Here is a 24,200-nt window from a genome sequence, read left to right as displayed (position 1 = left end):
TTTGTACAAAAGGTAGGGTTGTCCGTACTTTTAGCCGAAAGTAACCCGGAGTTACATAACTGAATTCTTACTAGCTACTTATGAGAAAAATAATTACTTATTCCCTGCTTTCCGGGCTGGTTAGCTTATTAAGCTTGACTGTGTTTGCCCAGACGCGCGTTTCTGGAAAAGTGACCGACGATGCGAAACACGATGAGCTCGCCGGAATCAGCATTGCTGTAAAAGGTAAGGTTATTGGAACAATTACTGATCAAAAAGGTAATTTCTCCCTGACAACCAATACGCCAACTCCATTCGTCATTGCTGTAACAGGTGTTGGCTTCCAAACACAGGAGTTTACGATCAATGGGGACCGTAGTGATGTTAACGTTGTTCTGAAAGAACAGGTCATGATAGGTCAGGAGGTTGTCGTTTCGGCCTCGCGGGTAGAGGAAAGCGTACTGAAGTCGCCGGTCTCGGTTGAGCGATTGGACATCCGCTCGTTTCAGGCTACACCGTCGGCTACATTCTACGATGCACTGCAGAACATTAAGGGTGTAGACATGAGTACGCAAAGTCTGACGTTTAAATCGGTTAACGTACGGGGCTTTGGTGCAAATGGTAATACTCGGGTCGTGCAATTGCTGGATGGCATGGACAACCAAGCGCCGGGACTAAACTTCTCAGTAGGTAATATTGCGGGCGTATCGGAGCTGGATCTGGAGAGTGTTGAATTACTTCCGGGCGCGGCTTCTGCACTATATGGGCCCAATGCCATCAATGGCTTGTTGCTTATGAACTCGAAAAGCCCATTTCTGTATCAGGGGCTGAGTGCGTATGCTAAAGCAGGGGTGATGAGCGCCAGCAATCGGTCAACAGCAACAACGCCATTTTATGATGCCGCGTTTCGCTACGCCAAAGCATTTAATAACAAGTTTGCCTTTAAAGTTGGAGTATCCTATCTAACCGCAAAAGACTGGCAGGCAACGGATTATCGTGACCAAAGTTATTCCAATGGCTTTACACTCGATAACGGGAATCGTACGAATAACTCAGGGTATGATGGTATCAATATTTATGGCGATGCCAGTGCTAACCTCTATTCGAATCTGTATGGTAATGGCGTACCTGGAACCGGGGCAAACGGTACTTCGGCGATTTTAGGTGCCATTGCTACTACCCCGATTCCACAGGCTGGAAATGCAACCTTGCCGCAATTAACAGGCCTGACACCCCAGCAGATTTTTAATAACATTATCCCTAACCTGAATATTTCACGGACGGGTTATCAGGAAAGCGATCTGGTACAGTATAATGCTTCTAACCTAAAACTGAACGGTGCGTTGCATTATCGGCTGAATGATAATGTCGAAGCTATTGTTCAGGCAAACTGGGGAACGGGTACAACGGTGTACACGGGTGCTGACCGCTATTACATTAAAGGTTTTAAACTGGGTCAGTACAAACTTGAGCTACGCGGTTCTAACTTCTTCGTGCGGGCCTATACCACACAGGAGCGGTCGGGTGATGCGTATGCTACGTCTATATTGGGACAGGGAATCAATGAAGCCTGGAGTGGCAGTGCATCTACCTGGTTTCCTACCTATTTTGGTACCTATGCACAATCGGCCCTTACAGGCTATGCTGGCGCTTACTTAACGGCTCTGGGGGCTGGGCAAACACCTGCGGCTGCATTGGCTGCGGCTCAGGCATATGCAACCAGTCAGCAATCAACGCTGTTGAATCAGGCTCGTGGGGCTGCTGATAAAAATCGGTTGCTGCCGGGTACACCTGGTTTTCAGCAGGCGTTTGATGCCGTTACCGGGAAGCCAATTCCGGGCGATGCTACAGGTGTAGGGGCACGGTTCCTGGACAAAACCAATCTTTACCATGGAGAGGTTATGTACAACTTCAGCAAGCTGATCAATCCTAAAACGGTTGAGTTGATTGTGGGGGGAAACGTCCGTCGGTATGCGCTGAACTCCGAAGGCACGCTGTTTGCGCGTGACGAAAACGGCAAAGAATTTACCATCGATGAGTACGGAGCTTACGTGCAGGCATCGAAAACGCTGGCCGACGTGCTGAAACTGACAGGATCATTACGGTACGACAAGAATCAAAACTTTAAGGCGCAGGTAAGTCCGAGATTCTCAGCGGTATTAACGGTTGCTAAAGTGCATAATTTCCGGGCATCGTTTCAGCAGGGTTTCCGGATTCCAACCACGCAGGATCAGTACATTGATCTAAACACTCCAAGTGCCCGCCTAATTGGCGGTTTGCCATTTTTCAAACAGAAATACAATTTCAGCGGTAGCCCGGTATATACACTTCAGTCGGTGCAGGCGTTTGGGGCAACCTTGCAACAGGGTGGGGCCGCAGCGTTACCTCAGGCACTTGGTCTGTTGAAAACATCGAGCAATCCCGGCTATGATCCTGAGCGTGTAGAAACCTACGAAGTTGGCTATAAGGGCTTACTGGGGAATAAATTATTTATTGACGCCTACTATTACTACAATCGCTTCCTGAATTTCCTGGGTAGTGAAATTGTGGTTCAAGGTAAATCGCCAGTTACGCTAACTGATCCAGCTTCTACCCTGCAACTCATCAGTGGCTCAACGCGCAACGTGTATTCCTACCCGGTTAACTCACCAACGCAATTGAAAAACGCAGGATGGGCTATTGGGTTAGATTATGCGTTACCTGGTCATTATATGATTGGGGCTAACATATCATCAAACTATTTGATCGATCAGGATAAGATTCCGACTGGTTTTGTTACGTTTTTCAACACACCGAAGTATCGGTATAATATAACGTTTGGTAATCGGAACGTAGCCGGTACGGGTATTGGCTTCAATGTGGTTTATCGTGCACAGGATTCATTCTTGTGGGAGTCAAGCTTTGCGAATACGGAAGCTACGGGCCGTCAGCAAACCATTATTCCAGCGTACAGTACATTGGATGCACAGGTTAGTAAGAAACTTTCAGGTATTAAGTCGATTCTGAAAGTGGGCGGCACAAATCTAACGGGTAAACTCTATACGCAGTCGTGGGGTAACCCCAGTGTTGGCTCGATGTATTACGTTAGTCTGACATTTGATCAGTTGATGAACTAAATATAAATACAGATGTAAAAAAGCCCTGTGGAGGTGTTAGTCAGCCTAACATCACCCGCAGGGCTTTTTCGTCTTCATAAGTTCGATTTTGATCGAACTTTTAGGTTCATTCTATCCTTTGTCAAAGGAATACCTTTTTCTTAACTTAGTTTGTTATCCAATACGCTATTGAGTAACGCTATACCTCCTGATCAATCTTCTGATACGGCATCAACCATGTTGCCTCGCCGTCTTACGCTTCTGCAAGGCACGGCGCTGAACATGATCGACATGGTCGGTATTGGGCCATTTGTCGTGTTGCCGCTGGTTATTAAAACCTTGGGTGGGCCGCTTTTTTTGTGGGCCTGGGTGTTGGGTGCTGTTGTGTCGCTGATCGATGCATTCGTTTGGGCTGAATTAGGGGCCGCTTTTCCACAGGCAGGAGGGAGCTACAACTTCCTGAAAATTTCTTATGGTGAACAACGATGGGGTAAGCTACTCTCGTTTCTGTATGTCTGGCAAACGCTTATTCAGGCACCCTTAGTTGTGGCATCCGGAGCAATCGGATTTGCTCAATATGCCTCTTATCTCATGCCGCTGGACGAATGGCAACGAAAAGCTGTTTCGGGTGGCGTTGTGTTGATTATCATTGCGTTACTGTATCGAAAAATCGACTCTATCGGTAAGATTGGCCTGATTATGTGGGGGGCTGTACTGCTCACCTTGGGCTGGATTATCATTGGTGGATTGAGTAACGCCCGGATTCCATTATCGGAAACACTTCAGTCAATGGGTTCGGTAAGCGGTGGGCTATTGGCCGCGGGATTAGGACAGGCATCGGTCAAGACAATTTACTGCTATCTGGGCTATTATAATGTTTGTCACCTGGGCGGAGAAATTCAACGTCCAGGTCGTAATATTCCGGCAAGCATGTTTATCTCAATTGTGGGAATTGCAGGTTTATACTTACTCATGAATTTGAGTGTAGTCAGCGTGGTGCCCTGGCAGATTGCCCAGAACAGTGAATTCATTGTCAGCACATTTGTTGAAACACTCTATGGCTCTGGCGCGGCCCAATTGGCAACGGTACTGGTATTGTTAGTCGCGTTTTCATCCCTGTTTGCCGTATTGTTAGGCTATTCGCGTGTGCCGTATGCGGCTGCCGTAGATGGCCAGTTTTTTGGAATTTTTGCCAGGCTTCATCCAACCCGTCAGTTTCCGTATATGTCGCTGCTTTTTCTGGGCGGTCTGGGTTTTTTGTTCAGTCTTTTATTTCGGCTTGGGGATGTGATTATGGCCATACTGGCTATGCGTATTGTGATCCAGTTTGTTGGGCAGGCCATTGGATTGCTGCTGCTGCATCGCCGACGTACGGCCGTTGAGTTTCCCTTCCGAATGCCCTTGTATCCACTGCCAGTGATACTCGCCATTGGCATATGGCTCTTTATTTTCTTCTCAACGGGCTTGACCTTTATGGTGTCTGGACTAACGGTCATTGGGTTAGGCATTATCACCTTTCTGATTTCGTCAGGTGTACGCAAGCAGTGGCCATTTGGTGAGTAATCATCTACTCATGAGTCCACGCGCATATCAACCCAGGCAACGTCATCCTCCCCATTGAGATTATTCGCTGTTGGAGTTACCGACCCTGGTGTTGAATCTGGATCCAGGGTTCCTGCCGACCATATCTGAGCTGCATTTTTCACATACCCAATTGAGAGCGGCAGGCCTATAAAAACCAATTGAGCTGACCCTCCTGCTGTCAGGGAATTCACTTTCCCTTCAATAACTGAGAAGCCGTTGCCACTACTTACAACACTCATTCCGGTAGGGGAGGAACTGAATGTTAGGCCTCGTAAGGTATCGCGTATGGTAATGGTTGAAGCGGATAGACCTCCTGCATTACTAACGATTATACTAAACGTTACGGGCTTCCCAACTCGGGCTGTATGATTGCTTATCGCCATTCGTAGCGACAGATCGGCTTTAGTTGGGTTGGGAGAGGGTTGGTTCGGCAGAACAGGAGGTAAGGGCGTCTGATTCGGATTTGGAGATATGTAAACCACACTACTATCGGGATTTGTACGTATGTCTACAGATGCGGTATCATCCTGGCCATCGCCGGTGCCTGAATCCGGCTGGCTATCGGGATCAGCCTGATCGCTACGGATAATTTGCGCTGCATTTACATAAACACCTGGCTGCGTAGCCCGAAGTTGATAGGTGAAGATGATATCCTGCCCCGTAGCCAGGGATATACTACTTGTTCCGCTTACGGCTGTTGACGAGCCGATTATATCCGTTCCACTGCTTACGTAGGTTAAACCAGCGGGAAGCCGGTTTTGCCATTGAATACCCGTTGCGGTAAGTGGCCCGTCGTTATGCATCGTTAGCGAATAGGTAATAGGTTGGTTAACGACTGCGGTTCGGGCACTGGTTTTTAGTGATAAACTAAGATCTGCCGAATTAATGATAGTTAGCACATAATCTTCGGTCTCACCAAACGTATAGGCCCCACAAGGCTCATTCGGAATCCCATTATAGATTGTGACAACCCGGATGGGTAATGCCCCCGCAGTCAGGCTGGCCGGAAACGTCAGTGTACCAGAAAACTGGCCTGTTACGATAGTTGGTGTTTGAAATATACGTTCACCTAGATTGGTATCGTAAGAACCATTACGATTCAGGTCGGCCCAGATAGTTACCCCTTGCGTGTACTGCGCGTACAAAAGCGTGGCTGATACGGGATGAGACAAGCCCGCATAAACGGTTGCCGATGGTAGAAATACGCCATATCCATTGGGCGAACAACCTGAGTTCTGACTTAGTAAAACGCCGTTAACAGCTACGCTAGCTAGCCCTACCGGGTATAGGCACGGGTACAAATACGACGGATGGCATGTAGGGGTTGTAATACTGACCGTCGGGCTAATTCCCGATGTAGTAGAGTTAGATGGTTTTATTCGGTAGTAATAGGTGGTTAAACTGGCTATTTTGGTATCCGTAAATGTTGTAGAATTTGGCCCTACGCCACCGATCATGACAAAGCCTGATGAGGGCGCGGTAGATCGTTCAATAAAATAGCCCATTTCGTTCGTGCCATTGTCCTTCCAGTTCAGGATCACCTGATTATTTCCCATAGAAACGACTACATTACTTGGCGCTATAACAGCGGTAGGCGGATAATTTAGTGTGTAAGCTGTGTGTGACTGGCGGAGGGCTAGTCCAGCCTGCATACGATCATACTGACCAGGCGTAAAGTCGCTCGTACATGGAAAATAGTACGACATGATATTCGATATCGATGGGGAATAAGGCTGGTTATTTGCGTCCCGGGCGATACTTCTTGTATCATACTGAGGACAACTGTTCACATAAGTAAGATAGGCTCCAGCCATGTTATAAGGATCAGCGGGCGTATCGCAGATATAGTCTCCTTCTGTAGTACAATTTGCGCCTGCCCCCCGCGTCACTAACTCGAGACTCGTACCTGATCCCAGTGTTCCATTCCCGGATCTTTCTCCAAACGTATGGACAAGGTTAAAGTTATGGCCTAGCTCGTGGGGAATCAGCCGATTCCCCATATCATCCTCAAAGCCAACTTCGTTCAGGATAAATGATCGGGTTGTAATGGGGTTATTCCCCGGATAGTAGGCATATCCACCTGCACCCGACGCGAATGAATTGACATAATACTGATTTAGTGCATTGGGAACATCATGACCTTGGGTAACGAGGGTTTCATCACTGAAACTGGTATACTGGGCATCGTTATCGACGTAATCAGGCGATGTGCCGCAGAAATAGAATTGAATACCGTACCCATTGAGTAAGAAATAGCTATTAGTGATAGCCATCACCTGATTCATACTGGCTAGCGACATGCCTCCTGTTCCGTCACTCCGGCGTAAAATGTGGGGCCGGATGGGTACATACGTAATGGCTGTAAATGCCGCGTTCGTAGCCATTTTCATGCGTAAAGCAAATGCGGCTTCCTGCTCTAACGATTTTCGTTCAGTAGGTGTAAGTTCAGACACGGCACAACCCACAACCGGTGGATTGCTTTGCTGGCCAAATACAGGGAAGTGGATTAGTAGAAACAGACTTAACAGCAATCGTAAACATTTCCCCATGCGAAATACTAGTTAGTAGCCTAACTACCTATAAATCCGTTATTGGGGTAGTAACTAAACAGCATCTATGCCAAGTATACTTTTGACACATGCCTATTGTAGTTTTAAATAAAAAAACGGTCGTTTATTTATTTAAAGGGGTGAAAAACAATTAGTTATATGCGTTTTTGTGTAACTGATTGAGCAACTGAACTACTTTAAAGCCTCATACAAAATCTCTGCCGGATGTTTAGCCTTACGGCTGGTACCGTCCTTAATTTGATGACGGCAGGAGGTCCCGGGAGCTGCAATGATGACATCGTCGGGCTGCTGACGAACCGTTGGAAAGAGAACTAATTCGCCAACTTTCATTGATACCTCATAATGTTCAGCTTCGTATCCGAATGAACCGGCCATTCCGCAGCAACCTGATGGAATCAGTTGTACGGTATAGTTTTTAGGTAAGGATAAGGCTTTTTTTCCCGGCACTAATGATGATACCGCTTTTTGCTGACAATGCCCGTGTAGTTTAATCAACCGTTTTTCGTCCGTAAATTGATCCGCCCTAATGCGTCCCGCATCTAATTCCCGGGCAATAAACTCTTCAAATGTCAAGGTATTTTCGGCCAATTGCTTTGCCGTTGCCACGAGTGATTCATCAACCAAATCAGGATACTCATCCCGGAAGGTCAGAATAGCAGATGGCTCTAGCCCCATCAAGGGTGTTTCGGCCGTTATCACATCTTTTAATAAGCGTATATTCTTCTCCGCCAGTGTTTTGGCGTATTTCAGCATGCCCTTCGAGAGCGCGGCACGACCGCTTTCACCATGCTCAGGAATGACTACTTCATAGCCTAATCGTTCAACGAGCTGGATCGCTTTCTGACCTACTTCAACGTCGTTGTAATTGGTAAATTCATCACAGAAAAGGTAAACACGCATGCGGCCCTGCTCCCTGCTCCCTGTTCCTCGCTCTCTGCCATTAACCCAACGATTCAACGTCGTTTTGCCCATCAATGGCATAGTCCGGTCGGGGTGGAAGCCCACCAGTTTGTTCGCCATTCGCCGGAGTGAGGGGGTGCCCAATACACCATTCCAGGCCCAGGGAACCAGCGATGCCAAACTTGATAGCCGAGCAAAATTGGCAATAAGTCTAGAACGGATAGGAACACCATTGGTATCATAGTAGTGTTGTAAAAACTCTGCTTTGAGCTTGGCCACGTCCACATTCGATGGGCATTCATTTTTACAGCCTTTGCAGGATAAGCAGAGGTCATAAACCTCCTTAATTTCTTTATGATCGAACCGATTTTCTTTAGGTGAATGGGTCAGCATCTCACGCAGGATATTCGCCCTTGCCCGAGTGGTGTCCTTTTCGTTTCGGGTAGCCATATAACTCGGACACATGGTTCCGCCCGAAGCCTGTGTTTTTCGGCAATCGCCCGAACCATTGCACTGCTCGGCGTGTTGCAGCACCGTTTGATCTTTATACCGAAAATAAGTTTGAAAATCGGGTGTTTTTTGCCCTGCTTCGTACCGAAGGAAGGTATCCATCGGGGGTGTTTCCACAATTTTTCCGGGATTGAAAATACCCTCAGGGTCCCAGGTATGCTTAAGCTCGCGCATCAACTCGTAGTTGTGCGCGCCTACCATTTGCGGAATAAACTCCCCTCGTAATCGTCCATCGCCATGTTCTCCCGAGAGTGAGCCATCGTATTTTTTAACCAAAGTGGCAATTTCTTCCGCAATCATTCGGTATTGTCGATGCCCTTCTTCCGTTTTGAGATTTATAATAGGGCGCAAATGTAGCTCACCCGAACCCGCATGGGCATAGTGAACGGCGTGCATGTTATGCTTGGCCAAAATTTCGTTGAAGTCACGAATATACTCTGGCAGATCGGCCACGTCAACGGTTGTGTCTTCAATGACGGCTACCGCTTTAGCATCGCCGGGAAGATTGCCCAATAAGCCCAGCCCGGCTTTTCGTAGCGTCCAGATTTTTTTACTGTCCTCACCAAACAAGAGCGGAAAATGATAGCCCATGCCTGCTGATCGCATATCAGCTTCCATTTCTGCGGCCAACGCTTCAATTTCAGCTCTTGTCTCTCGGGAAAGATCTACGACCAGTATAATCGGGAAATGATCGGTGGGGGTTTTTTGGACAAAAAAGCTGTTTTTACGTTGTTCCGGGTTTGTATCGGCCCGCTCAAGAATAATATCATCAATTAATTCGACTGCATACGGCTTGTACTTCAATGCAATTAACGTAGCCCGTAGTGCTTCATCAATGGAATGGCAGTGAACACAAACAAGGCCGCTTTCTTTGGGAGGCAAAGGGACCAGATTCAGCTTAATTTCGGTCAGGAAACAGAGAGTACCTTCTGAACCAGCAATGAATTTGGCAAGATTAAACGACTCTCCGCCAACTGTAAAGGGTTCCATATCGAGCAGCGAATCCAGCGCATAGCCTGTATTTCGACGCTCGATGGTTTTTTTGGGGAAGTTCCGCCTAATTTCTTCCTGATTAGCAGTATCGGATAAAATCGAGTTTGTCTTGAGCAGAATTTTTCCAATCCGGGTTGCAGAGCCATTTTGACGACTAGCTTCGCTCAACTGTTTTGTCAATTCCCAGTTACTGGTGGGGCCAAATTCAGCTTCGGTGCCATCGGCAAGTAATGCCTTTACTGATAGGGTGTGCTCACGTGTAGAACGGTAAACCACCGAATTTGAACCGCAGGAGTTATTGCCAACCATACCACCAATCATAGCCCGATTGGCGGTGGAGGTTTCAGGGCCAAAATACAGGCCGTATGGTTTCAGAAACTGATTCAGTTCATCCCGAATAACGCCTGGCTGTACACGTACCCAGCGTTCCTCTGGGTTGATTTCCAGGATTTTCGTGAAGTGTTTCGATACATCTACGACAATACCGTTACCAACAACCTGGCCCGCCAGGGATGTTCCGGCAGTCCGTGGAATCAATGAGGTTTTATACTGCCTGGCATACGCGATGAGTGCCTTTAGGTCATCAATGGTTTTAGGGATGGCAACGGCAGTGGGCATTTCCCGGTATGCAGACGCATCGGTTGCGTATAAAGTCCGTTGTGTAACGTCATCGAAGAGGTCGCCAGTTAGTTGACTGGCTAAATTTTTGAGAGATTCCACACTCATAAAAGCGTACGGACTGCTTAGTTATGATCAGCCCAAAAAAAACTTAGGCAAAATTACTGGTAAATACCACATTTTTTTCGCTGAGCCCACAAAAAATAATGACGATAATTTATTGGAAAATTTATATAAATATTCTTGAGGCGGTAGAGCTAAATGCTTGACAAATAGAGTAAATATATTCTTTAAAAGATTATATTGTTGAAATAATACAATTTTGTTATATTTATTTAACAAATATTATGATACAATTTTGACATCAACTACTCAAATTTTAACCTGCCAGTATTTGTATTTTATTCGCAACATGATGTAATTCGCCAAATGGTTCAGGTTTAGATTCTATAAATTCCTGCCAAGTTGCTACGATTGTAGCGAAATATAGGCATTTTTTATACACGTGTTTACATGTCAATAGACAAGGACATAATAGAATAGTAAACGTCAACCAGCAAAATAACCTATCTCCAATTTTTACTGTAAACCTATGATGAACAAATCCTACAAAATGAACCGCTTCGGTGGCTACGTAGGTCAGATTGGGGTTTCCCGATCACAGTCATTTGGTCAAAAAGCTTCACTAAGCTTTGTGGCCATGTTGGCAATGATACTGCTACTGGGCAATTCAGTGGCCTGGGCACAGGGCCGTACTGTAACGGGCACTGTAAAGGACCCGTCGGGATCCTCTCTGCCCGGTGTGAGTGTACAAATTAAAGGTACCCAGCGTGGAACAAACACTGATGCTGATGGTAAGTATTCGCTGGCCAATGTGCCAGACAACGCAACGCTGGTATTGAGCTTTATTGGCTATACTTCGCAGGAAGTAGTCGTAGGGAACCGTTCGACGGTAGATGTGAAATTATCGGACGACACAAAAGCCCTGGATGAGGTTGTGGTAGTAGGATATGGTACGTCAAAACGTAAAGATCTGACCGGTTCAGTTGTGCAGGTATCGGCAAAAGACTTCAACGCTGGCGTAAACCCAAACCCGCTGCAAGCCATTCAGGGTAAAGTAGCTGGTCTGGTTATTACAGCTCCTTCGGGCGATCCTAACCAACAACCAACGGTTCGTTTGCGTGGTTACACCTCACTGGCTGGTGGTTCTGACCCACTATATGTAGTCGACGGTATGATTGGTGTCCCTATCAACACCATCTCTCCTTCCGACATCGAGTCGATGGATGTATTGAAAGATGCCTCTGCTGCTGCTATTTATGGTTCACGGGCAGCTAATGGCGTTATCCTGATTACCACCAAGCGTGGTAAGTCGGGAAAAACAACCGTAGCATTTAATAACTACGTTGGTGTATCGACTATTTCCAGGCAGTATGATATGCTGGACGCACAAGGTTATCGGGATGCCGTTACTCAAATTAAAGGAGCTTCGGCATTAAATGATTTACAGCGTTTCCCTGCTGGAAATTATAATACGGACTGGACGAAGGAAGTCACGCAGACTGGAACCGTCAACAACCACGATCTTTCCATTGCGGGGGGCTCACCAACGTTCAGTTATCGAGGCTCGCTCAATTATATCAACCAGAACGGTATTATTAAAAAAACTGGTCTGGATCGTGTAACGGCTCGTATTAACCTCGATCAGAAAGCGTTTGACAACCGACTGAACATTCAGTATAATCTGTCGTACTCCGAAACGAACAAAAAGTATGACAGTGGTATCATCGGCCGCGCCGTTACGTTCCTGCCAACATTGCCTGTACGCAACGCTGACGGATCATATTATGAGGTAGGTGGTAGTTTTGACCTCTTCAACCCGGTTGCTATGCTGGAGAACGTTATCAACAACGGTGTACAGCGGTATTTGCAGGGCGGTATGAACCTGCGCTATGAGATCCTGGACGGATTAACAGTTGGCGTTAGTGGTCAGTTACAACGGGATAACACCGTTAATAACTTCTACACCAATCCAAACATCAAAGCATATGCCGCTAACAATGGTCGTGCTAGCCGAAGCTTTTCTGAAAGCAACACCAAACTGCTGGAGTTAACGGCTAACTATACGAAAGGATTCGGCACTCAGAACAGCAATTACTCATTATTAGGTGGTTATTCGTACCAGAGCTTTGATAACGATGGTTTCAGTGCAGCTAATAACGGTTTTGCGACGCCTGATATTAATTATAGTAACTTGGGTTTAGGCTCAGGTACATTGGTTAGTCCTGCTAACAACTATGCTACGTCCTACCGCAATAACGCGAAGTTGATCTCCTTCTTTGGACGGGCTACATTGAATCTAAATGATAAGTACAACGTGACGGCTACAGTGCGCCGGGATGGTAGCTCTAAATTTGGTGCCAACAACAAATGGGGTGTATTCCCATCGGTGGGTGCAGGCTGGACCATTACCAACGAGTCCTTCTTCCCCAAGAGCAATACGCTTAACTTCCTGAAACTGCGCGTTGGTTATGGTCAAACAGGTAACTCGGAAGGTATCTCGGCCTACAACTCCATTCAGTTGTATGGTCAGAAAGGTACCTACTACGATGGTACGCTGGGTGATTTCCTGCCAGGCTATGGTATCACGCAGAACGCGAATCCAAACCTGAAATGGGAAGTACTGACTACATCGAATATTGGTTTGGATTTCCAACTCATCGGTGGTCGTTTCTCGGGTACAGTAGAGTATTATAACAAGTTAACCAAAGACATGCTGTACCCTTACTCGGTACCTGCCGATGGTATTACGTACTTTACCAACACGATTCTGGCCAACGTAGGCTCGATGCGTAACAGCGGGTTTGAATTATCCTTTGGTGGTGATGTAATCCAGAAAGGTAATTTCTCCTGGAATTCACGGGTTGTTGGTGCTTATAACAAAAACACGATCGTTACGCTGTCAAATGATCAGTTTAGCAACGGTCAGGTGCGTTTCAACGCGTTTAATGGTCGTGGTCTGTCCGACGTATTTGCATCTTACCTGGTACCTGGTCAGCCATTGGGAGAATTTAATAATGTGCCTACGTTTACGGGTAGCTACTCATCAGACGGTCAGCCATTATTGAAAGCGGGCTCTGGTGACACGCCGGTAACGGAGGTGGGTAAGGCAGATGCTGCTGCTGGGGTTGCTTCAGGAAACTATGTAAAACAGGGTAATCCACAGCCCTTCCTGAATGCCTCGTTTATCAATACATTCCGTTATAAAGGATTCGATGTCTATTTCCAGTTACGTGGAACGTTTGGCAACACCATCCTGAATGCCATACGGTCGAACCTGTTAATTCCAGGTTCGATTCTGGAAACCAATATGCTGAAAGGTGTAACGGACTATCCTAAAAACTACGGTGTGAACGTATTGACGTCAAACTGGCTGGAAAGTGGTTCATTTGTGCGGTTTGATAACTGGCAGATTGGCTACAACATCCCACTGCCAGCCAGCAAGTACATCACAAACGCACGGATTTATGCTGGTGGTAATAATCTGTTTATCATTACTAAATACAAAGGCATCGATCCTGAACTACAAGTAAAAGCTGACCTGCAAACAAACGGTAGTCAGATTCAGCAGGCACCTAATGCCGTTGGCTTAGATGGGGGTGGCTACGGAAACGTTGTTTACCCTAAAACACGTACGTTCCAGTTAGGCCTCAACCTGACCTTCTAAACTGGTTCTAGTTCACAAACCGGATATAGTACAAAAAAATATCCGGTTTGTGAAAACTTTTTTAGTTAACACAGCGTGCATGATCCATTGGAAAGTAAACGCTGTAACTGGTTAATTATCAAAAAACTTCTATGAAACAAATAAATATAAAATTGCTTCTGGGCTGCTCGGCACTGGTGCTGGCAAGCCAGGCTTGTACTGATCTGACCGAAACGACCTATGACGTCATTCCTACCAGCGGTACGTTTGGTAGTACAGCCGGCCAGCAGGCAGCCCTGATTGGGCCGCTCTATAATGGTCTGGGCGACTATTATGGGAACATGTCCAATCTGAACACCGTAACAGACGAGCAGATTGTACCGACACGAGGTGGCGACTGGAAAGATAGTGATAACTGGAAACGGTTATATCAACATACCTGGGACCCCGTTACGGATAATGGTCAGTTCAATGGTCCCTGGACCTGGTGTTACAATAACATTACCAGTATCAACCAGCAGTTAGGTACCATTACGGATGCTAACACCAAGGCTGAGTTACGGGCGTTGCGGGCATTTTTCCACTACCAGGCAATGGATTTGTTTGGTAATGTAATTATCTCTGATGCCGTAACTGCTGCTACACCGAAGCAAAACACGCGGGCAGAGGTATTCGCTTTTGTTGAGAAAGAGCTACTGGCCGTATATCCAAACCTGAGCGATGCACCAAGAGGTGCTTATTATGGCCGTATGAATAAATACGTGGCCGATATGATTCTGGCTAAATTGTACCTGAATGCACAAGTGTACACAGGTACTCCTCGTTGGGCTGATTGCATTACCCGTTGCACGAATATCATTTCATCTGGTAAATTCCAGATTTCCGGAGACTACCTCAGTAATTTCGCTACGCAGAATCAGAACTCTCAGGAAACGATTCTGGCAACTCCTTTTGATAAATCAAAACGGGGAGGGATGAACGTACAAATGAAAACACTTCACTACCTGAGCCAGTTGACCTACAACCTGGGAACAGCTCCCTGGAATGGCTGGGCAACAGTAACAGAGTTTTACAATTCATTTGATGATAAAGATCTGCGAAAAAAGCAATGGATTGTTGGGCAGCAATACGATGCTGCTGGTAAACCGCTGATGGATGACGCGTTACCAATGGTGTTCAGACCCGAAGTTGAATCATTCGTTTTTGATGCGGGTGCTAATGGCCGTCTGGCAGGCGCTCGTAGCCAGAAATATCAAATTCAGGCAAATAACACATTCACCGATCAGGATAACGACTTTGTTATCTATCGTTTGGCAGACGTATATCTAATGCGGGCCGAAGCCAATATACGGTTAGGTAATACAGCTATCGCACTGCCTGATTTAAACGTCATTCGTGCCCGTGCCGGTATGCCTGCTTATACAACCATTACGTTGGATGAGTTATTGGCTGAGCGTGGCCGTGAGTTAGCCTGGGAGCAACACCGTCGTCAGGATTTAATCCGTTTTGGTCAGTTTACAAAAGCATGGCGCCTGAAGCCTGCCTCACAGGACTTCCGTCAATTGTTCCCAATTCCAAAGGATCAGCTGTCATTGAACCCGAACCTGAAGCAAAATCCAGGTTATTAATCGTCAATACATGAGAATAAAAGAGCAGGCTCATCTGGGCTTGCTCTTTTGTTTTACAGGCTGATTAAAAGCCAATTAATTGGTTAGAAATACCTAATCAACCTTCATAATTCGTTATATTTGTAGCCCTTTAAAAACTAAAATCGTCTTTATAAATTCTTGACCTTCTCGTTACGAATACGATTTGTTTTTCATGTACTTGTACTAATGCGTATCCCTTTACTCGTTCTGTCAATAGGCTTATTCGCCAGTTGTCAGTCAAAACAGCAGACGCCATCCGATCCGCTGTTTCAAAAGTTGTCGCCCGACGAAACGCACGTCAATTTTGCTAATACCGTTACTGACGATAAGGATTTCAACATCTTCAATTACCGGAATTTTTACAACGGCGGGGGCGTAGCTATCGGCGATGTGAATAATGATGGTTTGTCTGACGTGTTTCTAATCGCCAATATGGGCGAGAATAAGCTGTATCTGAATCGAACCACGCTTGGTAAATCAACTTCCGACAAGGGCAAGATAGAGTTTGCAGATGTTACCGCAAAAGCTGGGGTGGGTGGGACAAAAGCCTGGAGTACAGGAGCCACCTTTGCCGATGTAAACGGTGATGGACGACTTGATCTGTACGTTTGTAATGCGGGTAATCGGGATGGAGATGACCGCGCCAACGAACTCTTCATTAATAATGGCAATGACGCTAACGGTATTCCTACGTTCACAGAACGGGCTGTTGAGTATGGGTTAGCCGATCGGGGCTACTCGACCCACGCGGCTTTTTTCGATTATGACCGCGACGGAGACCTGGACATGTATCTGCTCAACAACAGCTTTATGCCGGTTGGGAAACTAGCCTATGCAAACTTACGGGCGCAACGTGATTCTCTGGGTGGACATAAGCTCTTCAGGAACGACCAGGAGAAAGGTAAACACTTTGTCGATGTCAGTGAAGAAGCGGGTATTTATGGTAGTCTGATTGGATTCGGGCTGGGGATTACGATCGGCGATGTAAATGACGACAACTGGCTGGATATTTACATTTCCAACGACTTCTACGAGCGCGATTACCTCTATATCAACAATCATGATGGACGGTCCGGCGGCCCGGCGTTTCGGGAGTCGATCAAAGAATCGATGCCACATACAAGCCTGTCATCTATGGGGGCAGATGTGGCGGATGTCAATAACGATGGTAAGCTGGATATTTTCATAACCGATATGCTGCCTGGTAACGACAAGCGGTTGAAACGGACATCGAGTTACGAAGGCCACGATCTGGAGCAGATAAAGGTAGGGCGTGATTTTCATTATCAGTTCATGCAGAACATGTTGCATCTGAATCAGGGGAATCAACCTGGTAATAATAGCCTGCCAACCTTTAGCGATATCGCGCGCTTTTCGGGCGTTCAGGCAACGGACTGGAGCTGGGGCGCATTGATTTTCGACATGGACAATGATGGGCAGAAAGACATATTTGTGGCGAATGGGATTGCCAAAGATGTAACCGATCAGGACTTTGTGAACTTCATGGCCGATGGGGAGAATATGGCCCAGATTGCCCGTCAGCGGAAATTCAATTTCAAGGAATTCCTGGATAAAGCACCTTCTGAAGCCGTTCCCAATTATGCGTTTCACAATGATGGTAACCTGCACTTTACAAACAAGGCAGTTGATTGGGGGCTTTCGGAACCAGACTTCTCGAACGGGGCTGCGTATGGTGATTTAGATAATGATGGAGACCTGGAGCTGGTTGTCAACAACGCCAATGCGCCCGTTGCGATTTACCAGAATCTATCCATAGAAAAGCATCAGACAAACTACCTGAAGATAAAACTGGAGGGTATCGGACTGAATCGAAATGCCATTGGTGCCAAGGTATTTGTGTACCAACCCGGCCAAACGCAATTATTGCAGCAGATGCCTAATCGGGGCTTTCAATCATCTGTGGACTTGAACATGGTATTTGGATTAGGGTCCTCGCCAAAGATTGATTCGATGGTTATCATTTGGCCTGATGATAAGATGCAGACGATACGTCAGCCGAAAGCCAACCAACTAATGACGCTCCGTTGGGCTGATGCAAAACAGCTGTGGAAACCTACAGTGAGTGAACCTAAACCAATTTTTCAGGATAACACGGTTGCTTCTGGACTGAATTATCTGCATACCGAAAGCAGCTTTGTTGATTATAACCGCGATGCATTATTAAAACAACAGTTTTCAACGCAAGGTCCGGCTTTAGTTACGGGAGACGTTAATGGGGATGGCTTGGATGACGTCTTTTTAGGATCGGCTAGCGGGCATTCGGGTCGATTGTTTATTCAGCAAGCCACCGGCGGCCGTTTTGTCGACAAAACGCCTGCTATTATGAAACAGGATACTACTTACGAAGCTGTCGATGCTGTGCTGTTTGACGCCGATGGCGATAAGGATCTGGACTTATACGTTGTTTCGGGTAGTAATGAATTCAGTGCAGAAGCAGAGGAGTTGCTGGATCGGCTCTATCTGAACGATGGAAAAGGAGGGTTTTCCCGCTCCGAAACGGGCCTGCCGAATCTGAAGGCCAGTGGGTCATGTGTTACGGCAGCTGATTTTGATCAGGACGGTGATATAGACCTGTTTGTTGGTTCCCGGCTCATTCCAAGCCAGTACGGACGTAATCCTGCCAGTTACCTGCTCACGAATGATGGTACCGGTAATTTTAAAAACTATACGAAACGGTTCCTGGAAGATGTGGATCAGTTAGGCATGGTAACAGGCGCAACCTGGGCCGATCTGAACGGGGATAAATATCCTGAATTGATCGTAGTAGGGGATTGGGAGCCAATCCGGGTATTTGAAAACAAACGGGGTAAATTGACTCAAAATCCAGAACTGACTATTAAAGATGCACAGGGACAACCGCTCAAAACTAATGGCTGGTGGAATTGTGTAACGGCAGGTGATGCTGATGGAGATGGTGATCTGGATTTAGTAGTCGGAAATTTAGGGACGAACTCGCGTATACGCGCTACACAAACCACCCCTGCGGAAATCTACGTGGGTGATTTTGATCATAACGGAACTATCGAACAGATTATAAATTGCGCTGATGAAACAGGAGAATTATATCCGATGGTTCTGAAAAGTGATTTGCAGAAAGAAATGCCGACCATCAAGAAAAAATTCGTAAAGTTTGGCGATTATGCGGGTAAAAAAATCAACGAAATACTGGACGAAGACCAGCTAAAACAAGCCGTTGTTAAGCAGGCTTTCACTGGCCAAACTGCAATACTTCGGAACGATGGGAAAAATGGCGATCGAACATTGGTATTTCAACCCTTACCCATTTCAGCACAACTATCGCCCGTTTGTGGTGTGGTCTTTACCGACTACGACCACGACGGTCGAACAGACCTCGTATTAGGTGGAAATTTCCTGGACGTACTGCCCGAAATTGGTCGCTACGATGCGAGTTATGGCGTTGTGCTACGCAATAGAGGCAAAGCAATGGACGGTACCATTGCTTACGAATCAATTAATCCGGCTGCGTCTGGTTTCTTTGTTCGTGGTCAGGTTCGTCGCATGGCGCAGCTGGCCCAAGGACAACTCGTTCTGGCAAAAAACAACGACCGTGCACAAGTATTTTTAATGAAGAGTGAAAAATGAAGAGTGAAGAATAATGAGTGTGTTGGTATCCACATTCGCTATAAACCACTATTCATCACTTTTCACTTTTCACTCTTCACTCATGTTACCCATGAAACGTATTGCTTTCTTCCTGACCGCTGGCTTATTGACATTGGCAGGTTGCAACTTATTTAAGTCCGAGAAACAACTCTTTCAAACCCTCGATTCTACGCAAACAGGCATTGGCTTTATTAACCACCTCATTCCAACAGAAAAAGTTAACATTCTGGATTACCTCTATTTCTATAATGGGGGAGGAGTTTCGGCGGGGGATATCAACAACGATGGCCTGACCGATTTGTATTTTGTGTCGAACCAGGGGAAGAATAAACTCTACCTCAACAAAGGCAATTTTAAGTTCGAGGACATCACCGAAAAAGCCGGTGTTGCGGGTTTTTCAGACTGGCAGACCGGCTCGACTATGGCCGATGTGAATGGGGATGGCTTTCTGGATATTTATGTTTGTGCGGTTGGCAACTTTCGGGGTCTGGAAGGGGCCAATGAGTTGTATATTAACAACGGCGATGGGACGTTTACTGAAAAAGCAGCTGATTATGGACTGGATTTCACCGGTTTCTCAACGCAGGCCGCTTTCTTCGACTATGACCACGACGGAGACCTGGACTGCTACTTACTTAACCATGCTGTACATACATCGCGTAGTTACGACCGTGTAACAGCCCGAAACCTGCGCCATAATGAATCGGGTGATTATTTGTATAAAAATATGAGTGTTGAGCAGGGGGCAGGGAACAAAGTGTCTACAAGCGCCAAGCTCCCTGCTCAACGCTCCAGGCGGTTTATAAACGTTAGCGAACAGGCGGGCATTTTTGGGGCTGCAATGGGGTATGGATTAGGCATTTCGGTGGCCGACCTGAATAATGATGGCTGGGAAGATCTCTATATATCAAACGATTTTCACGAAGACGATTACTACTACGTAAACAATCACAACGGCACGTTTACCGAAAGTGTAAAGAAGGCATTTCAGCATACCAGCCGCTTTTCAATGGGCAACGACGTGGCCGATGTAAACAACGATGGCTTTGCCGATGTGGTAACACTCGACATGTATCCAGAAGATGAAACGGTTGAAAAATCTTCTTTGGGAGAAGACCCGCTCGATATCTACCTGTACAAGCTGGCGTATGGCTATATGAACCAGTACAGTCGGAATTGCCTGCAACTGAACTTGTCGGGCAAGAAGTTTATGGACGTTGGTGCCATGGCAGGCGTAGCGGCAACGGACTGGAGCTGGTCTCCTTTACTGGCCGATTACGATAACGATGGGATTAAGGATCTGTTTATCTCGAATGGTATTGTTCACCGGCCAAATAACCTTGATTACGTGAAATTTGCTGCTGATGACTCACTTCGGTACGCCATGGAAACATCAAAAGCGCTCGATGATCGCGCTATTAAATTGATGCCAGAGGGCAAGGTTCATAACTATATGTATCGGGGAACATCCTCGATGCATTTCGATGATAAGTCAGCAGCCTGGGGATTTACTGCACTCAATTACTCCAATGGGGCTGCCTATGCAGATCTTGATAACGATGGCGACCTGGATTTGATTACCAACAATATCGATGACCCTGCTGGCCTGTATCGGAATGAGGCAAACACTATTTTCCCTGATAACAGACACCTGACGGTGAAATTGAAAGGCGATGCTCCAAATACGTTTGGCGTAGGCGGAAAAGTAATTATTAAATATGGAGGTTCATCACACGGAGATAGTATACAGGTGCAACAAATGATGCCCACTCGGGGCTTCGAGTCGTCGGTAGCACTCGAATTACTGTTTGGGTTGGGAAAACGAGAGGTGATTGATTCGCTGATTGTGATTTGGCCTAATCAACGGATGGAAATTCGCACAAAGGTGAAAGCTAACCAGTCATTGACGCTAAAGCAGGCCGATGCCCAACTGGATGGCACCAATTACCGCTATACAACTCCGAGCATTTCACCACTCTTTACTGATGTCACAAACACAGATTCGATTCCTTATAAACATCAGGAAAATAAAGAATATTTCGATTATGTCCGCGAACCCCTAATGCCTTTCCAGGTGTCTACAGAAGGCCCACATCTGGCGGTAGCTGATGTGAATGGTGATGGACTGGAAGATATCTACGCTGGTGGTGCCAAGTGGAAAGCTGGAAGCTTACTGATTCAGCAGCCTGACGGGAAATTTAAAGGGGCTAGTCAGCCGGACTTTGTTAAAGACTCTACCTACGAAGATGTCGACGCGGCTTTCTTCGATGCCGATGGTGATAAAGACCTGGATTTGTATGTCGTATCGGGGGGGAATGAGTTCTACAACCAGATGACAGAGCAGTTCGACCGTCTTTACCTGAACGATGGGCATGGTAATTTCAGCCGCTCGGCCAATGCATTACCGCTCATGTTCGACAACAAGAGCTGCGTTCGGCCCTGCGATGTAGATAAAGATGGCGACCTCGATTTATTTGTGGGCGGCCGTGTTGTAGGTTTTGGTTATGGTAAATCACCAAATTCGTATCTGCTCATCAACGATGGGAAAGGCCATTTCTCAGATCAGACCGAAAAGCGAGCAGACGGTTTACGAAAAGCGGGCATGGTTACCGATGCTGTCTGGGCCGACTACGATAATGACAAAGACCTCGATCTGGTTTTGGCGGGAGATTGGATGCCAATACGGGTTTTCGCCAACAATGATGGTAAATTTACCGAGGTAAAATCCATTACAACAGACGATACGCCATTATCAGGCTTTTACCAACGCATTATTGCAGCTGACTTCGACCGGGATGGTGATATTGACCTGATGGCAGCTAATCTGGGTACGAATACTAAGTTTCGTAAAGCGCCTGATTCGCAACTTCGGATGTGGGTGAAAGATGTGGACAAGAATCAGAGCCCGGAGCAAATTATTGCCTATAACCGTGTCAGTCCGGGCGGGGGTAAAGAGTGGTACCCACTGGCCTTTAAAGACGAACTGGGCAAGCAGATACCAAGTATTATCAACAAGCGATTCACGGACTATGTATCATTTGCCGGAAAGCCCTTGAATGAAGTGCTGAACGACGATGAACTAAAAGGTGCCGAGGAATTTACCGTCGATCAATTCGCGTCGATTTATCTGGAGAATCAAAACGGTAAGTTCGTTGTACATGAACTACCCATGATGGCGCAGGTGTCGAAGTTATTTGCACTGCAAGCCATTGATATTGACCAGGATGGCGACCTCGACGTATTGGGTGGTGGGAATTTCTACGGCGTAAGCACTTATCAGGGTCGTTACGATGCCAGTTATGGATTAGTGATGCGTAACGATGGGAAAGGAGGCTTCACCGCTCTGTCGCCGATAGACTGTGGCTTCCTGCTCAACGGTGAAATTCGCGACATTCGACCAGTGCGAACGGCTCGGGGTTTGTTACTTGTTGTAGCCAGAAATAATGCGGGTTTGCAGGTATTTAAATCCCTATTTCTGAAATGAGCAACTGAATGAACACGTGATTTTGACCCTTATTTTCCGCTAATTTTGTACGTAATCAATAGCCTGTTAAGGCTTTGTGTTTTCTAACTTGTCTTTGTTATTATGAAATCTTCGCTTCATTTTGGCTATCTGCTGGTGCTAGTACTGGTTGGTTTTGCTGGCTGTCGTAAACCCGCGTCACCGGCCGAATACAACGCCAAAACAGCTAATGCTGAATATTATAATGCAGCTCTGAATAAACTGACAGAAGTAGTTATTCATGATATTTTTTCGCCCCCCGTTGCAAGTCGAATTTATTCGTATGCTAACCTGGCGGGTTACGAAGCACTCGTGCCGTTCAACAGCCAGTACGAGTCGTTGGGGGGCAAGTTGAAGCGGTTTCAGACGGGGCCGCAGCCCGAAGCGGGAAAAGAGTATTGTTTCCCCCTGGCTAGCACACGTGCCTTTCTGACGGTTGCCCGCGCTCTAACTTTCTCGGTCAATTTTTATGATGAATTTGAAAAGCCATTTTACGAACAGTTCAAGAAAGATGGCGTTCCCGATGAGGTATTTGACCGTTCGATGGCCTACGGTGAAGCCGTTGCCAAACATGTACTGGATTATGCGGCTAAGGACACCTACAAACAAACGCGAGGTTTCAAACACACAGTAACCAATGAAGAAGGGTCTTGGGTACCAACACCTCCGGCCTATATGGATGCTGCCGAGCCGCAATGGAATAAATTGCGTTGCTGGGCAATGGATACCTGCAACCAATTTATGCCTCCTCGCCCGTTACCCTATAGTCTTGCCAAAGGAAGCCCCTATGAAAAAGAACTCGATGAGGTGTACCAAATTGGTAAAAACCTTGATAAACAAAAACAAGATATTGCCTATTTCTGGGACGACAACGCGTTCGTGATGAACGTAGCGGGCCATGTTATGTATGCCAGCAAAAAAATGACACCGGGTGGTCATTGGCTCGCTATTGCCCAAACAGTTGCCCGTCAGAAAAAACTGAGCATGATGCAAACTGTCGAAGCGTATGCGCTTACATCCTTTGCGCTTAGTGATGGCTTTATCTCCTGCTGGGATGAAAAATACCGGACTAAAACAGTGCGGCCTGAAACAGTAATAAACAAATCTATTGATCCGAAGTGGACACCGTTTTTACAAACTCCCCCTTTTCCGGAATACCCCAGCGGGCACAGCGTTATTTCGACTGCGGCCGCAACGGTGCTTACCAATCTAATGGGTGATAACATCGCCTTTACAGATTCGACGGAGTTTAAGTATGGGCATGGTGTTCGATCGTTCACTTCATTTCGGAATGCAGCCGATGAAGCCTCAATCAGTCGCCTGTATGGTGGTATTCACTATCGGGCAGCCTTAGTAAATGGCCAGTTAGAAGGCGAAAAAGTAGGTAAATGGGTAGTTGAAAAAATCCGTACCCGTAAAGGTACTGTTGCTAGTCGATGAGTAATACGA

The 24,200-nt window shown here is 46.5% G+C and carries 9 protein-coding genes; 7 read left to right on the top strand and 2 right to left on the bottom strand.

The genetic code is table 11. From position 1 onward, the window contains the following. Positions 1-80: 80 nt before the first annotated feature. Positions 81-3,095 carry a TonB-dependent receptor domain-containing protein gene (locus ACYVGO_RS08400; RefSeq protein ID WP_460968888.1) on the top strand — a complete coding sequence of 1,005 codons (3,015 nt, stop codon included), beginning with the start codon at positions 81-83 and terminating at the stop codon, positions 3,093-3,095. Between the two features lie 216 nt (positions 3,096-3,311). Then, positions 3,312-4,637 (top strand): APC family permease, encoded by a 1,326-nt coding sequence (locus tag ACYVGO_RS08395; RefSeq protein WP_246859356.1) that lies wholly within the window; start codon positions 3,312-3,314, stop codon positions 4,635-4,637. Between the two features lie 8 nt (positions 4,638-4,645). Here the strand turns inward: ACYVGO_RS08395 and ACYVGO_RS08390 are convergent, their stop codons facing one another. Next, complete coding sequence (locus tag ACYVGO_RS08390; protein WP_460968887.1) at positions 4,646-7,207, bottom strand: GEVED domain-containing protein; 2,562 nt, start codon at positions 7,205-7,207, stop codon at positions 4,646-4,648. Positions 7,208-7,399: 192 nt separating this feature from the next. After that, positions 7,400-10,357 (bottom strand): FAD-binding and (Fe-S)-binding domain-containing protein, encoded by a 2,958-nt coding sequence (locus ACYVGO_RS08385; protein ID WP_460968886.1) that lies wholly within the window; start codon positions 10,355-10,357, stop codon positions 7,400-7,402. Between the two features lie 484 nt (positions 10,358-10,841). Here ACYVGO_RS08385 and ACYVGO_RS08380 point away from each other — a divergent pair, with 484 nt between their 5' ends. The 5 genes from ACYVGO_RS08380 to ACYVGO_RS08360 all read left to right on the top strand — a co-directional run bounded on the left by ACYVGO_RS08380 (position 10,842) and on the right by ACYVGO_RS08360 (position 24,191). Next, a complete protein-coding gene (locus tag ACYVGO_RS08380) occupies positions 10,842-13,976 on the top strand; it encodes a SusC/RagA family TonB-linked outer membrane protein (protein ID WP_460968885.1) in 3,135 nt (1,044 codons plus the stop codon). A gap of 131 nt (positions 13,977-14,107) precedes the next feature. Next, positions 14,108-15,583 carry a RagB/SusD family nutrient uptake outer membrane protein gene (locus ACYVGO_RS08375; protein WP_142776252.1) on the top strand — a complete coding sequence of 492 codons (1,476 nt, stop codon included), beginning with the start codon at positions 14,108-14,110 and terminating at the stop codon, positions 15,581-15,583. 207 nt (positions 15,584-15,790) lie between these two features. Beyond that, positions 15,791-19,228, top strand: coding sequence for a VCBS repeat-containing protein (locus ACYVGO_RS08370; protein WP_460968884.1), 3,438 nt, complete (start codon positions 15,791-15,793; stop codon positions 19,226-19,228). Positions 19,229-19,319: 91 nt separating this feature from the next. Continuing rightward, positions 19,320-22,733: a VCBS repeat-containing protein gene (locus tag ACYVGO_RS08365; RefSeq protein ID WP_460968883.1), complete on the top strand. Its 3,414-nt coding sequence runs from the start codon at positions 19,320-19,322 to the stop codon at positions 22,731-22,733. A gap of 102 nt (positions 22,734-22,835) precedes the next feature. Next, positions 22,836-24,191 (top strand): vanadium-dependent haloperoxidase, encoded by a 1,356-nt coding sequence (locus tag ACYVGO_RS08360; RefSeq protein ID WP_460968882.1) that lies wholly within the window; start codon positions 22,836-22,838, stop codon positions 24,189-24,191. The last annotated feature ends 9 nt before the right edge of the window (positions 24,192-24,200 follow it).

The organism is Spirosoma migulaei (assembly GCF_054776855.1).
The sequence above is the reverse complement of the archived record's forward strand: the minus strand, read 5'-3'. Positions and strand labels throughout refer to the sequence as shown.